14 protein-coding genes are annotated in these 12921 nt (G+C 65.9%); 8 read left to right on the forward strand and 6 right to left on the reverse strand.

What is annotated here, in order from left to right; all coding sequences use genetic code 11:
- Positions 1-54: 54 nt before the first annotated feature.
- On the forward strand, positions 55-1110 hold the full coding sequence (locus tag N5C28_RS16720; protein WP_279824059.1) for an AraC family transcriptional regulator: 1056 nt from the start codon (positions 55-57) through the stop codon (positions 1108-1110).
- Here N5C28_RS16720 and N5C28_RS16725 read toward each other — a convergent pair.
- On the reverse strand, positions 1089-2642 hold the full coding sequence (locus N5C28_RS16725; RefSeq protein ID WP_279824062.1) for a methyl-accepting chemotaxis protein: 1554 nt from the start codon (positions 2640-2642) through the stop codon (positions 1089-1091). The two genes, N5C28_RS16720 and N5C28_RS16725, sit on opposite strands and share 22 nt — an antisense overlap.
- Before the next feature lie 118 nt (positions 2643-2760).
- Entirely contained in the window at positions 2761-3342 is a 582-nt protein-coding gene (locus N5C28_RS16730; RefSeq protein ID WP_279824063.1) for a DUF6436 domain-containing protein, read from the reverse strand.
- A 166-nt stretch (positions 3343-3508) separates the two neighbouring features.
- On the opposite strand from N5C28_RS16730, the gene N5C28_RS16735 reads away from it, so the two are divergent.
- Positions 3509-4441, forward strand: coding sequence for an alpha/beta hydrolase (locus N5C28_RS16735; protein WP_279824066.1), 933 nt, complete (start codon positions 3509-3511; stop codon positions 4439-4441).
- Between the two features lie 6 nt (positions 4442-4447).
- Here the strand turns inward: N5C28_RS16735 and N5C28_RS16740 are convergent, their stop codons facing one another.
- Entirely contained in the window at positions 4448-5215 is a 768-nt protein-coding gene (locus N5C28_RS16740; RefSeq protein WP_279824067.1) for a hypothetical protein, read from the reverse strand.
- Between the two features lie 86 nt (positions 5216-5301).
- On the opposite strand from N5C28_RS16740, the gene N5C28_RS16745 reads away from it, so the two are divergent.
- Both N5C28_RS16745 and N5C28_RS16750 read left to right on the forward strand, forming a co-directional pair.
- Positions 5302-5925 (forward strand): 2OG-Fe(II) oxygenase, encoded by a 624-nt coding sequence (locus tag N5C28_RS16745; protein ID WP_279824068.1) that lies wholly within the window; start codon positions 5302-5304, stop codon positions 5923-5925.
- A 77-nt stretch (positions 5926-6002) separates the two neighbouring features.
- Positions 6003-6503, forward strand: coding sequence for a DUF523 domain-containing protein (locus N5C28_RS16750; RefSeq protein ID WP_279824071.1), 501 nt, complete (start codon positions 6003-6005; stop codon positions 6501-6503).
- 72 nt (positions 6504-6575) lie between these two features.
- On the opposite strand, the gene serA is transcribed toward N5C28_RS16750, so the two are convergent.
- On the reverse strand, positions 6576-7805 hold the full coding sequence (gene serA / locus N5C28_RS16755) for a phosphoglycerate dehydrogenase (protein WP_279824072.1): 1230 nt from the start codon (positions 7803-7805) through the stop codon (positions 6576-6578).
- A 185-nt stretch (positions 7806-7990) separates the two neighbouring features.
- Between serA and N5C28_RS16760 the strand changes: the two genes are divergently transcribed.
- From N5C28_RS16760 to N5C28_RS16775, 4 genes are all read left to right on the forward strand, one after another.
- On the forward strand, positions 7991-9385 hold the full coding sequence (locus tag N5C28_RS16760) for an FAD-binding oxidoreductase (RefSeq protein WP_279824074.1): 1395 nt from the start codon (positions 7991-7993) through the stop codon (positions 9383-9385).
- 99 nt (positions 9386-9484) lie between these two features.
- On the forward strand, positions 9485-10150 hold the full coding sequence (locus N5C28_RS16765; protein WP_279824077.1) for a fumarylacetoacetate hydrolase family protein: 666 nt from the start codon (positions 9485-9487) through the stop codon (positions 10148-10150).
- A 161-nt stretch (positions 10151-10311) separates the two neighbouring features.
- Positions 10312-10659: a NirD/YgiW/YdeI family stress tolerance protein gene (locus tag N5C28_RS16770; protein ID WP_279824079.1), complete on the forward strand. Its 348-nt coding sequence runs from the start codon at positions 10312-10314 to the stop codon at positions 10657-10659.
- A 110-nt stretch (positions 10660-10769) separates the two neighbouring features.
- Positions 10770-11693, forward strand: coding sequence for an SdiA-regulated domain-containing protein (locus N5C28_RS16775; protein ID WP_279824082.1), 924 nt, complete (start codon positions 10770-10772; stop codon positions 11691-11693).
- A 122-nt stretch (positions 11694-11815) separates the two neighbouring features.
- Here N5C28_RS16775 and N5C28_RS16780 read toward each other — a convergent pair whose 3' ends face one another.
- Together N5C28_RS16780 and rpiA are read right to left on the reverse strand one after the other, a co-directional pair.
- The gene (locus N5C28_RS16780) at positions 11816-12148 is read right to left on the reverse strand and encodes a YegP family protein (RefSeq protein WP_279824084.1); all 333 of its coding nucleotides are present in this window, start codon (positions 12146-12148) and stop codon (positions 11816-11818) included.
- 67 nt (positions 12149-12215) lie between these two features.
- Positions 12216-12887, reverse strand: coding sequence for a ribose-5-phosphate isomerase RpiA (gene rpiA / locus N5C28_RS16785; RefSeq protein WP_279824086.1), 672 nt, complete (start codon positions 12885-12887; stop codon positions 12216-12218).
- Between the last annotated feature and the right edge of the window lie 34 nt (positions 12888-12921).

Raw genomic sequence — 12921 nt, forward strand, 5'->3', positions numbered from 1 at the left:
ATTGACCAAATGGCGCAAGACTGAAAGTCTTTGGTCAATTGTCACGAGGTAATCATGGATACCGCACCCAGTCAGACTGTTGCCGCGACGCTGACCCATTCCTCCACCCTGCGCCGCCTGCTCTACGAGTCCCTGGCGGCCCTGGGCCTGGACCCGACCGATACCTACCGCCGGGCCTATCAGGGCGTGCCGCTGTCGCCGCCGCGCCTGGTGGCCCGGGAGGAGCACGACAACGCACCGCGGTTCTGGCAGGCCCTGGAAGGCATCAGCGGCGACGTCGACATCGGCCTGCACCTGGGCGAGGTGATGAGGCCGCGGCCCATGGACGTGGTGGGCTACCTGCTGTTGGCCAGCGCCGACCTGCGCCAGGCGCTGGAATGCTTCGTGCGGTTCCAGCACATCCTGTCCGGCGGTTTCGTCGCGCGCCTGGAGGACCGGGGCGACCGGGCACACCTGATCATCGACCTCAATTACCGCGGGGTAGGCTCGCTGCGCCAGCAGATGGAGTGCCTGGCGCTGCTGATCTTCAAGATGCTGGCCAGCGTCACCGACGAAGATTTCCAACTGGTGGGCGTGGACTTCCGTCACCCGGCGCCGCGTCGCCTCAGCGAGCATCGGCGCCTGTTCGGCCTGCTGCCGCGTTTCGGCCAGCGGCATGATGCCCTGGTGTTCGAGCAGGGCCTGCTGACTCGTCCGTCGCGCAGCGCCAACCCGCGCCTGTTCACCCTGCTATGGGCCGAGGCCGAGCAGGAGCTGGCCGAACTGGTGGAGAACCAGTTGCTCAACCGGGTGCGCTACTGGTTGGGGGTGAACCTGGGCGTTCAGCTGTGCAGCCTGGCCGAGTGCGCGCGGGCCCTGGACCTGACCAGCAGCGGCCTGCAGCGGGCGCTGGCCGAGCAGGGCAGCAGCTTTCGCCTGCTGCATGATGAGGCGCGCCGTGGCCGCGCCGCCGATCTGCTGGAGGCCGGCCAGGCCATTCGTGACGTGGCGCGCGCCTGCGGGTTCGCCGAGCTGTCGCCGTTCTACCGGGCGTTCCGCCGCTGGCAGGGCACCACGCCGGAAACGTACCGCGCCCAGTGGCTGGCGTCTCAGGCGGGCTGTAGCCGGTAGGGGCCCTTGCGGTTGGTGGAGGAGGCGGCGCGGTCCGCCGGCAAGCGGCTGCGGCCTTCGGCCTGGCTGACGTGGAATTCGCCGCACAGGCTGGTCAGGTGCTCGGCCAGCTGGGTCAGGCGCTGGCTGTCTTCTGCCACTTCAGCGGCGTCGCGTGCGGTTTCACCGGCGATGCCCCGGACCTGTTCGATCAGGCGGGCGACTTCCTCGGTGGCGGCCAGCTGTTCCCGGGTGGACACGCCGATGGCCTGAATCGCTTCGATCGAGCGGTGCACGTTGTCGAGCAGGGTGACGGTGCGTTCGGTGTGGCCCACACAGCGGGCGACGCCGGCGTGGCTCTGGGCCATGGCGCTGACCGCATTGGCCGAGCCCTGTTGCAGGCGGGCGATCATGCCGTGGATTTCCCCGGTGGCCTGCTGAGTGCGCTGCGCCAGCTGCCGCACCTCATCGGCGACCACGGCGAAGCCGCGGCCCTGCTCGCCGGCCCGGGCCGCCTCGATGGCAGCGTTGAGGGCCAGCAGGTTGGTCTGTTCGGCCACCGCGCGGATCACTTCCAGGACCTTGCCGATCTCCTGGGCTTCCCCGGCCAGGCTCTGCACCACCGCGCTGCTGTGGTCCATCTCGGCGGCCAGGGTGCGGATTTCCTGCTGCGTGGCGCTGATCGAGGCGGCGCCGGCTGCGGCATCGTCACCAGCCTGGTGGGCGGTGTTGGCGGCTTCTTCGGCGCTGCCGGACACCTCGCTGACGGCCCGGGTCATCTGGTCGATGGCGCTGCCCATCTGGGTGGTGGCCAGCAGCAGGGCGTCGGCGCCCTGGTTCAGCTCGGCGGTGGAGCGGCTCAGGTGCTGGCTGGTGTCGCGCAGCTCGTCACCGGCGCCCACGACCCGGCTGACCAGGTTGTCGAGCAGGTCGAGAAAACGGTTGAAGCGCTGGGCCAGGCGCTCGCTGGACGGGCTGCGGTACGCCAGGTCCACTGGCTGGCCGTCGCGCAGCAGGTGCGCCGAGGTGCGTTGCAGGTCTTCGCCGGCGGCGGCTTCCCGCGCGCCGTGGCGGGCCAGCACCACCAGGATCAGGGTCTCCACCACCACGTAGGCGGCATGGATCAGCACCACCGGCCAACCGGCACCTTCCTGCAGCAGGTAGATCGCGTCGCCGCTCTGCTGGGCGAGGAAGAACACCAGGTGGTGCACGGCGATCACCCCGGCGGCCAGCAGAATCGGCAACCAGTCGCGGTAATAGACCAGGAACGCGAGCAGCACGAACACGCTGAAGTGCATTTCGATCATGCCGTGGCTCTGCTGGATGTGCAGCGCGGACAGGACCATGAAGGCGACGCCGATCAGGCACCGGTAGGTGCGGGTGCCGGCGATCAGCGAGTACAGCGCCGACAGCGCCACGGCGCTGCCGCCGCCGATGACCAGCGCCGCGGCCCAGGTGCCGTGCCAGAAGGCCAGGCCGAAGGCGTAGAAGGTCATGCCCCAGAGCACGGCGAGCATCAGACGATCGGCTTGACGGTAGAACGTGCCAGACATGGTATCCCTCCCACGGCCCGCGGAGGCGGGGCGCCAACGCAACGACCTTCAAGTTGTTGCAGAGGTGGGACGAAAGTGCAAATCGAAAGGCGCCCGGCCCGACTAAAGGTGTGCGGGCCTAGCGGTCGGGTGCGTCCTGCCAGGCGCAGAAGCAGCCCACCGCCAGGGTGTTGCTGGCATTCACCCGGCGTCCGTCGGCCAGGGCTTCGAGGATGGGCTCGATGAAGCTGTTGCTCGAGGTGCAGGTCAGGCCTTCGCTGTAGGGGCCGAAATAGGCCAGTTCGCCGTTGCGGTCCCAGATGGCCACGGCCGGGCTGGCGGGCAACTGCTCGGCGCCCTGCAGGTTGTCGAGCGGTTGCAGACCGCTGAGGCTGCGGGGCAGCTGGCCGCTGGTGCCGGCTTTCTGCACGGCATAGAACGCCACACCCTGGGGCGCGTAGTGCTCGATCAGTTCGCCCAGGTGTTGCTGGTTGCCGACGTTGCACGGGCAGGCCGGATCCCAGAAGTGCACCAGGCGGATCGGACCGGGGCCGGCCAGCTCGATGGGCAGGCGCAGTTCGGCGCCGGAGAACAGTGCCGTCTGGTCGCTGAACGAGCGCATGTAGCGGGCTTCGAACCACCAGAACGCCACCACCATGGCGATGATCCAGGTCACGGCGATGAGGCCGGCGAGGAGGGATTTGCGTGAAGGTCGAGGCATGGGGGCGCAGTCTGCGTGGTGCACGGTAAAATGGGCGGCCCGTCGCATCAGGCGGGGCATCGAGGGGCGCTAGCTTGCCACGCCGCGCCCGACAGCTGAATATCGACAGCCTGCCGGCGAGCATGAAGGTGCCGCCGGGATGTCTGCCCGATCGACGGAAAGCCTTATGTCAGCGAGTTTTCAGCCTGATCTGCTGGTCGCCAGCCTGCGACCCTTGGCCGCAGCGGCAGCCCTGTCGCCCGCAGAACAGGTTTACCGGTCCTTCTATGGGTTCGAGCAGAGCCTGTTGCCCAGCCGCCTCGGCTTCTTCCAGGCAGGGCCCTACCGCATCGCCGCTCAGGTCTGGTGGCCCCGGGCGCCCCGGGCGACCCTGATCCTGCTGCATGGCTACTACGACCACAGCGGCCTGTACCGGCATGTCATCGACTGGGCGCTGGGCATGGGCTTTGCCGTGCTGGCGCTGGACCTGCCGGGGCACGGGCTGTCCAGCGGCGCGCGGGCCAGCATCGACGACTTCGCCGAGTACCAGACGGTGCTGCAGGCCGGCCTGGCCCAGGCCGCCGAGCTCGACCTGCCGGCGCCCTGGCACCTGTGCGGCCAGAGCACCGGCGGGGCGATCCTGTTGGATTACCTGCTGACTGGCGAGCCGGCGGCTGACATCGGCGAAACCATCCTGCTGGCGCCGTTGGTGCGGCCTAGGGCCTGGGCCTGGTCGCAGCTCAGCTACCGGGTGATGCGCAACTTCGTGAAGGAAATTCCCCGGCGTTTCAGCGAGAACTCCCACGACCCGGTGTTCATCGACTTCCTGCAGAACCGTGACCCCCTGCAACCGCGCAACCTGCCGACCGCCTGGGTCGGTGCCCTGAGCCAGTGGGTGCCGCGTATCGAGCGGGCCGCGCGCAGTACCCGCAGCCCGCTGATCGTGCAGGGCGAGGCTGACATGACGGTGGATTGGCGGCACAACCTGGGGGTGCTGGAGGACAAGTTCGCGTCGCCGAAGATCTTTCGCCTGCCCGAGGCGCGGCATCATCTGGCCAATGAAGTGCCGGCGCTGCGTCAGCGCTACTTCGATTTTCTCAGCCAGCGCCTGGCCGGCTGACGCGCTTCAGATGCCCTGGGGCGCGGGCGCCAGGTCGGCGCTGCTCTGGCCCACGGCCAGGCCGGAACGCAGGGCGGTCAGGGCCGCCTGGTAATAGGTCTTGCCGGCTTCGGACTGGGCGAAACCGACGAATTCCTCCAACTCCGGGTCGGACAGCTCTCGGTAGACGTGCAGCAGGGTATTGTCGATGTCGGCGCCGATCTGCTCCATCAGACGCTGACGCTGGCTGTTGAGCAGGGCATGGGCCGAATCGCCACCGAACAGGCCGGGCAGCATCTGGCTCAGGCTGTCGGCGGCCACACCCGCCAGGGCCAGGCTGACTTCGGCACCGGCGGCTTCAGCCGGCAGGGCCTGGGCCAGGTGGCGAATCAGCAGGCGGCGGGTGGCGTCGGCTTCGATGCGCGGCAGGCCGTCGGCATGGCGGGCCAACTGGTCGCGGCGGGTGGCCAGCACTTCGGCCTGAACGATCTTGCGGCCCAACGGGGATTGGAAGAACTGCAGGGCAGGCTTGGGATCGGCCAGGGCCTCACGCAGGCTCTGCTGGGCGCGCTGGTCGATGGCAAGCGGGGCGAAACGCTGGTTGCTGTTGGTCACCAGGGCCTGGAACACCGCCGGCGGCAGGCTGCTGCGGTAGCGCTCCTGGGCAGCCGTGAGGGCGTCGTTGAAATGCGCGCGCTGTTCCGGCCAGCCGGCCGCCTGGTACAACTCGGAGTGGGTATCGGCCAGGCTGGGCAAGCTTGCGAGTAACAGCAAAACGAAGGAAAGAACGCGCATACAGACTCCTGTCTAGCGGACGGCTATTTTCAATGGCCAGTCGGAGCTTGTCGAGGCGTTGCGCGCACACTGGTAGAATCGCCGGCATGCCTACCGAATCCCACAGCGCCCTGTATGCGCGCATCGTCGACGACCTGGCCGAGCACGGCTGGTCGATTCAACCGCTCTTCGCTCCAGAGGGTCTGACCGCCGAACTGGCCGATGAGTGCCGTTTGCGTGCCGAGCGCGGCGCCCTGGCGCCGGCCGGCGTTGGCCGGGGCAATGCCCTGGCGGTGCGCGAGGCGGTGCGCGGTGACAGCATCGAATGGCTGGAAGCGGGGCAGTCCGAAGCCTGCGACCAGTACCTGGCGCTGCTGGACGGCCTGCGCCAGGCAATCAACCAGGGGCTCTACCTGGGGTTGGAGGACTACGAAAGCCACTTCGCCCTGTACCCGCCCGGTGCTTTCTACCAGAAGCACCTCGACCGGTTTCGCGACGACGACCGCCGTACGGTATCGGCGGTGCTGTACCTCAATGAAGGCTGGCAGGACGAGCAGGGCGGCGCGTTGCGCCTGTACCTCAAGAACGGCGAGGTGCGCGACGTGCCGCCCCGGGCCGGTTGCCTGGTGGTGTTCCTCTCCGCCGACCTGCCCCATGAAGTGCTGCCCGCCACCCGCGAACGCCTGTCGCTGACCGGCTGGTTCCGCCGCCGGGGCGACGGCCCGCTCTAGCATTGCTGGTGAGCCCAGTGTCCACGAGCGCCCTGGGTCAGCCAAATGAAACGAAACCGCCCGAACCAGGAGGAGCCATGCAGAAGATTCTGGTCAGCCGCTGCCTGTTGGGTCATCACGTACGCTACGACGGCGGTGCCCATGGTCCCTTTGGTGTGCTGCAGCGCTGGCAGGCGGAAGGGCGCATTGTCCCCTTGTGCCCGGAAGTGGCGGGTGGCCTGCCCACACCCCGTCCTCCGGCCGAGATTCCGGGTGGCCAGGGCGCTGCTGTGCTCGATGGTGTGGTGCAGGTGGTAACCGTTGACGGTGAGGACGTCACCGCGGCCTTCGTCGAGGGTGCCGAGCAGGCCTTGGCACTGGTGCAGCGCCACGGTATCCGCCTGGCGCTGCTCAAGGCCCGTAGTCCGTCCTGCGGCAACCTGGAGAACTACGACGGCACGTTCACCGGGCGCAAGGTGGCGGGCGAGGGGGTGACGGCTGCGCTGTTGCGGCGCGCGGGTGTCCGGGTGTTCAACGAGGCGCAACTGGCCGAGGCGGATGCCGCGCTGGCTGAGCTCGAGCGTGGCGACGGCAACTGAGCGTGGCACTCATAAAGCAGCGCCCATGAAAAAAGGGAGGCCAGTGGCCTCCCTTTTTCGTACCCGGATGACTCAGAACAGGACGCGGCTGCGGATGGTGCCGTGAACGTGCTGCAGTTTTTCCAGGGCCAGGTCGGAGTACTCGGCGTCGACGTCGATCACCACGTAACCCACCTTGTCGTTGGTCTGCAGGAACTGACCAGAGATGTTGATGCCGTTGTCGGCGAAGACCTTGTTGATCTCGCTCATCACGCCCGGCACGTTCTCGTGGATGTGCAGCAGGCGGTGCTTGCCCGGGTGAGCCGGCAGGGCCACTTCCGGGAAGTTGACCGAGGATACCGAGGTACCGTTGTCGCTGTACTTGACCAGTTTCTCGGCCACTTCCAGGCCGATGTTGGCCTGGGCTTCGGCAGTGGAGCCACCGATGTGCGGGGTCAGGATCACGCGATCCAGGCCACGCAGCGGGCTTTCGAACTCTTCATCGTTGGACTTCGGCTCGACCGGGAACACGTCGATGGCGGCGCCGATCAGGTGCTCGTCCTTGATCGCGGCGGCCAGGTGATCCAGCTCGACCACGGTGCCGCGGGCGGCGTTGATCAGGATGCCGCCCTTCTTCATGGCGCGGATTTCCTTCTCGCCGATCATCCACTGGGTGGACGGCAGCTCAGGCACGTGCAGGGAAACGATGTCGCACATGCCCAGCAGGTCATGCAGCTTGCCGATCTGTGTGGCGTTGCCCAGCGGCAGCTTGGTCACCACGTCGTAGAAGAACACCTGCATGCCCAGGGCTTCGGCCAGGACCGAGAGCTGGGTGCCGATCGAGCCGTAGCCGACGATGCCCAGTTTCTTGCCGCGGATCTCGAAGGAGTTGGCCGCGCTCTTGATCCAGCCACCACGGTGGCAGGAGGCGTTCTTCTCGGGAATGCCACGCAGCAGCAGGATGGCCTGGGCCAGTACCAGTTCGGCCACCGAGCGGGTGTTCGAATACGGGGCGTTGAACACGGCGATACCGCGCTCACGGGCAGCGTCCAGGTCGACCTGGTTGGTGCCGATGCAGAAGCAGCCGACGGCGACCAGCTTCTTCGCGCAGTCGAAGACTTCGGACGTCAGCTGGGTGCGGGAGCGGATGCCGATGAAGTGGGCGTCGGCGATCTTGCTTTTCAGCTCTTCGTCGGACAGTGCGCCCTTGAGGTACTCGATGTTGGTGTAGCCGGCAGCCTTCAGGGTGTCGACGGCATTCTGGTGGACGCCTTCGAGAAGAAGGAACTTGATCTTGCTCTTGTCGAGAGAGGTCTTGCTCATCGGAGTACCTGTTGTCCCACAAATGGTGTCAGGAGGGGGCCGGACGTGGCCGACCAGAGCCCGTGGATCGGCTCGGGGGCACGACTCACGGGGTGCGTATGCTAGCATACGAGCCCCGCGAAACACCCGCCCCTGGCAGATGAAGCGTGCTCAGGGTGACCATGAAACGTTTGAGAGTTCCGTAGATGACCAACCCTGCCCTGATCGAAGAGCTGAAGACACTGGTTGAACCCGGCAAAGTGCTGACCGACGCCGATTCCCTGGCCACCTACGGCAAGGATTGGACCAAGCATTTCGCCCCGGCGCCCAGCGCCATCGTCTTCCCCAAGACCATCGAGCAGGTGCAGGCCATCGTCCGCTGGGCCAACCAGCACAAGGTCGCGCTGGTGCCGTCCGGCGGCCGTACCGGCCTGTCGGCCGCAGCCGTGGCGGCCCATGGCGAAGTCGTGGTGTCGTTCGACTACATGAACCAGATTCTCGACTTCAACGAATTCGACCGCACCGTGATCTGCCAGCCGGGCGTGGTCACCGCCGCCCTGCAGCAGTTCGCCGAAGACAAGGGCCTGTACTACCCGGTTGACTTCGCCTCGGCCGGTTCCAGCCAGATTGGCGGCAACATCGGCACCAACGCCGGCGGGATCAAGGTGATTCGCTACGGCATGACCCGCAACTGGGTGGCGGGCCTGAAAGTGGTCACCGGGACCGGCGAGCTGCTGGAACTGAACAAGGACCTGATCAAGAACGCCACCGGCTACGACATGCGCCAGCTGTTCATCGGCGCCGAAGGCACCCTGGGCTTCGTGGTCGAGGCCACCATGCGCCTGGAGCGCGCGCCGAAGAACCTGACCGCCATGGTCCTCGGTACCCCGGATTTCGACTCCATCATGCCGGTGCTGCATGCCTTCCAGAGCAAGCTGGACCTCACCGCCTTCGAATTCCTGTCCGACAAGTGCCTGGACAAGATCCTCGAGCGTGGCGACGTGCCCGCGCCCTTCGAGAGCCGCACGCCGTTCTACGCGCTGCTGGAGTTCGAAGCGCTCAACGAAGACGTGGCCAATGCCGCCTTGGAGATCTTCGAGCATGCCGTGGAGCAGGGCTGGGTCCTCGATGGCGTGATGAGCCAGAGCGAGCAGCAGCTGCAGAACCTGTGGAAGCTGCGCGAGTACATCTCCGAGACCATCAGCCACCGCACGCCGTACAAGAACGACATTTCGGTGACCGTGTCCCGCGTGCCGGCCTTCCTGGCCGACATCGACAACATCGTCACCAGCAACTACCCGGACTTCGAAGTGCTCTGGTACGGGCACATCGGCGATGGCAACCTGCACCTGAACATCCTCAAGCCGGAAAGCCTGTCCCGGGAAGAGTTCTTCGCCAAGTGCGCCTCGGTCAACAAGTGGGTGTTCGAGACCGTGCAGAAGTACAACGGCTCGATTTCCGCGGAACACGGCGTGGGCATGACCAAGAGCGATTACCTGCACTACAGCCGCAGCGACGCGGAAGTCGGCTACATGAAGGCGATCAAGGCGGCGTTCGACCCGAACGGCATCATGAACCCGGGCAAGATCTTCTCGCGCTAAGCGCTAGCGAGGGCAGGGCGTACAACGCCTTCGCCTTCCCCGTATTCACGCTCGCCGGCCCGGCAACACGTCGGGCCGTGCAATGAACAGGAGTTGTCCATGAGCTACCAGCACCAGTATGTCGACGGCACCCACATCCACTTTCCCCTGGGCAAGGTGGTGTGCATCGGCCGCAACTACGCCGAACATGCCAAGGAACTGAACAACCCCGTCCCGAGCGAGCCGTTGCTGTTCATCAAGGCCGGTAGCTGCGTCGTGCCCCTGGAAGGCGGTTTCACCCTGCCGGAAGACCGCGGCACCGTGCACTACGAGGCGGAAATCGCCGTGCTGATCGGCAAGCCGCTGTCGCGCACCCCGAATGCCGAAGAAGTGCTGGATGCCATTTCCGGCTTCGCCCCGGCCCTCGACCTGACCCTGCGCGACGTGCAGGCCGGGCTGAAGGAAAAGGGCTACCCCTGGGAAATCGCCAAGTCCTTCGACGGTGCCTGCGTGCTGGCGCCGTTCGTGCCGGGTGACGCGCTGAGCGACCTGACCGACATCGGCATTCGCCTGAGCATCAACGGCGACGTGCGCCAGGACGGCAACAGCCGCGACATGATCAATCCGATCCTGCCGATGATCCAGCACATCTGCGGGCACTTCAGCCTGCAGCCGGGCGACGTCATCCTCACCGGTACGCCGGTGGGCGTCGGCCCGCTGCACAAGGGCGACGAGCTGGAGTTGGAGCTGGTCGGCCAGTCGCGTTTCAGCAGCCGCGTCCTGTAACGACGGCTGACGGCTGCCGGGCACCGGAGGGTGTTCGGCAGCCCGCTTCTGCAGTGAGCACAGTGCCTTGGCAATTAAGGTTGGCTTAAGCGGCGATTAAGCCTGGCTTCAGCTCAGCCCCTTAATCTGGCCCCGTCACTCACTGATTAGAGGCTAACGCCATGAAGCGCTCCACACTGGTACTGCTGTTCGCTCCGCTGTTCTCCACCGCCGTCATGGCGTCCGGTTACACCGGCCCAGGCGCCGTGACCCAGGTCACCACCGTCGCCGCCGCCCTGGATGCCGCCGACGATACCCCGGTGGTTCTGCAAGGTCAGATCGTCAAGCGCCTGCAGGACGAGCTGTATGAATTCAAGGATGCCAGCGGCACCATCCACGTCGAGATCGACGATGAAGACTGGCCGCCGCAGGCCATCTCGGAAAACGCCACCGTCAAACTGACCGGTGAAGTGGACCGCGATCTGATGAACCGTGAAATCGATGTCGAGTTCGTCGAACTGGTGAAGTGAGCCCCATGACGGTTCGCCCGGTCGACTGACCACCCCCCATGCCGATCGCCAGCCCGAAGCCCGCTTCGGGCTGGCGTCGTTGTCAGGCGTTGTTTCTTGAGTGTTCCACCATGCGTAGTCGATTGATGTTGAAGGGATTGTTGGCGGGACTGGTGCTGCTGGTATTGGTGTTGCTGGGGATATGGGCACAGGACTATCGCCTGTTCGAGCGGGCCTGGTTCAACGTGTCGCAATGGCGTTACGCCGAGCAGTACCAGGAAGAGTCGATCTGGCTCTCGGACTACCAGGTGGTGCGCGAGGCGCAGGTCATCGAAGGGCTGGACGACGATGTCTCGGCGCTGACCTACGACCCGGACAGGCAAAGCTTGTTCACCGTGACCAACCAGAACACCCAGCTCATCGAACTGTCCCTCGAGGGCGAGATCCTGCGCCGCATCGACCTGGTCGGGTTCAACGACCCCGAGGCCGTGGAGTACATCAGCCCTGGCCTCTATGTGATCACCGATGAGCGTCTGCAGCGCCTGATCAAGGTGCGGGTGGACGACAGCACCACGCGGATCGATGCGAACAGCGCCCAGCAGCTGTCCCTGGGTATCGGCCTGACCGGCAACAAGGGCTTCGAAGGCCTGGCCTACGACCCCGAGGGCGAGCGCCTGTTCGTGGCCAAGGAGCGCAACCCGGTGCGCATCTATGAAGTGCATGGCTTTCCGCACACCAACCCGCAACGCCCGTTCGCCGTTCACGTGGTGGCCAACGAGGAACGCGATGCCGGCTTGTTCGTGCGTGACCTGTCGAGCCTGCAGTACGACGACCGCACCGGCCACCTGCTGGCCTTGTCCGACGAGTCGCGCCTGGTCCTGGAGCTGAATGCCGAAGGCAAGCCGATCAGCAGCCTGTCGCTGCTGGCGGGCCAGCAAGGGCTCAAGGAATCGGTGCCCCAGGCAGAGGGTGTGGCGATGGACAACGAGGGTGGGCTGTACCTGATCAGCGAGCCGAACCTGTTCTACGTCTTCAAGAAAAAAGCCGCGGACTGAGCCGCGGCCTTCTCGAAAGCAAAGCTCGCGCGTAAGCCAGCGTCCTGTAGGAGCGGGCTCGCCCGCGAGCTCTTTATCGCCTGCACCAATGCCCAGGAAGGGCAGCCGCACGGTCTGCCAATTCAGCTGTCATCCTGCAGCGTCGCGATGGGCGCGTTCTTCACCACCGACTTCATGCCGTCCAGGCAGCCGGCGGCGCTGGCGTAGGTCTGGCTCTGGCCGACGATCTGGCCGTTGGTGGCCTTGAGCACGAAGTAATGCTTGTCGCTGGTGCTGGCGCGCACTTCGAAGGCGCCTTCGCGGGTGACGTTCTTGCGCACGGACTCGATGCCGTTTAGTGCAGAGTCCTTGGCCTTGTACAGCTCGCTGGTGAGGATGATCTCGCCGTTGCCGGCGATCAGGTTGAAGTGGAACTGCCCGTCTTTGGCATTCTTCAGGTGGAATTTGCTGGCCATGTTGACCTCCGTGGTCGTAGGGAGCCACCCGAAAGCGTAGCTCCCCTTGCACGGCCGGCCAGTAGACTCAGCGGGTGAGGGTCTTCACACCGTCCGGGGTGCCGAGCAGCAGCAGGTCGGCAGCGCGGGCGGCGAACAGGCCGTTGGTGACCACGCCGACGATGGCGTTGATCTGCGCTTCCAGCTCCACCGGGTTGGTGATGGACAGGTTGTGCACGTCGAGGATCACGTTGCCGTTATCGGTGACCACGCCTTCGCGGTAGACCGGGTCGCCGCCCAGCTTTACCAGCTGACGGGCCACGTGGCTGCGGGCCATGGGGATCACTTCCACCGGCAGCGGGAAGGCGCCCAGCACCGGCACCAGCTTGCTGGCGTCGGCGATGCAGATGAAGGTCTTGGCCACGGCCGCGACGATCTTCTCGCGGGTCAGGGCCGCGCCGCCGCCCTTGATCAGGTTCAGGTGCTCGTCGCTTTCATCGGCACCGTCGACGTAGAACTCCAGGTCGCTCACGGTGTTCAGCTCGTACACCGGGATGCCATGGCCCTTGAGGCGGGCAGCGGTGGCTTCGGAGCTGGCCACGGCGCCATCGAACTCCATGCGGTGCTTGGCCAGGGCGTCGATGAAGCAGTTGGCCGTGGAGCCGGTGCCGACACCGACGATGCTCTTGGCGTCGAGCTTGGGGAGGATGAAGTCCACAGCGGCCTGGGCCACGGCTTGCTTGAGTTGATCCTGGGTCATCACGGGTCTGTGCCTGAGAGGGAAAGTCGAAAGG

The sequence above is a fragment of the Pseudomonas sp. GD03944 genome (genome assembly GCF_029839275.1).
GTDB lineage: Bacteria > Pseudomonadota > Gammaproteobacteria > Pseudomonadales > Pseudomonadaceae > Aquipseudomonas.

Bases quoted from the DNA above. Each gene is read 5' to 3' on its own strand.
- N5C28_RS16720 (WP_279824059.1), top strand. From the start codon at position 55: ATGGATACCGCACCCAGTCAGACTGTTGCCGCGACGCTGACCCATTCC.
- N5C28_RS16725 (WP_279824062.1), bottom strand. From the start codon at position 2,642: ATGTCTGGCACGTTCTACCGTCAAGCCGATCGTCTGATGCTCGCCGTG.
- N5C28_RS16730 (WP_279824063.1), bottom strand. From the start codon at position 3,342: ATGCCTCGACCTTCACGCAAATCCCTCCTCGCCGGCCTCATCGCCGTG.
- N5C28_RS16735 (WP_279824066.1), top strand. From the start codon at position 3,509: ATGTCAGCGAGTTTTCAGCCTGATCTGCTGGTCGCCAGCCTGCGACCC.
- N5C28_RS16740 (WP_279824067.1), bottom strand. From the start codon at position 5,215: ATGCGCGTTCTTTCCTTCGTTTTGCTGTTACTCGCAAGCTTGCCCAGC.
- N5C28_RS16745 (WP_279824068.1), top strand. From the start codon at position 5,302: ATGCCTACCGAATCCCACAGCGCCCTGTATGCGCGCATCGTCGACGAC.
- N5C28_RS16750 (WP_279824071.1), top strand. From the start codon at position 6,003: ATGCAGAAGATTCTGGTCAGCCGCTGCCTGTTGGGTCATCACGTACGC.
- serA (WP_279824072.1), bottom strand. From the start codon at position 7,805: ATGAGCAAGACCTCTCTCGACAAGAGCAAGATCAAGTTCCTTCTTCTC.
- N5C28_RS16760 (WP_279824074.1), top strand. From the start codon at position 7,991: ATGACCAACCCTGCCCTGATCGAAGAGCTGAAGACACTGGTTGAACCC.
- N5C28_RS16765 (WP_279824077.1), top strand. From the start codon at position 9,485: ATGAGCTACCAGCACCAGTATGTCGACGGCACCCACATCCACTTTCCC.
- N5C28_RS16770 (WP_279824079.1), top strand. From the start codon at position 10,312: ATGAAGCGCTCCACACTGGTACTGCTGTTCGCTCCGCTGTTCTCCACC.
- N5C28_RS16775 (WP_279824082.1), top strand. From the start codon at position 10,770: ATGCGTAGTCGATTGATGTTGAAGGGATTGTTGGCGGGACTGGTGCTG.
- N5C28_RS16780 (WP_279824084.1), bottom strand. From the start codon at position 12,148: ATGGCCAGCAAATTCCACCTGAAGAATGCCAAAGACGGGCAGTTCCAC.
- rpiA (WP_279824086.1), bottom strand. From the start codon at position 12,887: ATGACCCAGGATCAACTCAAGCAAGCCGTGGCCCAGGCCGCTGTGGAC.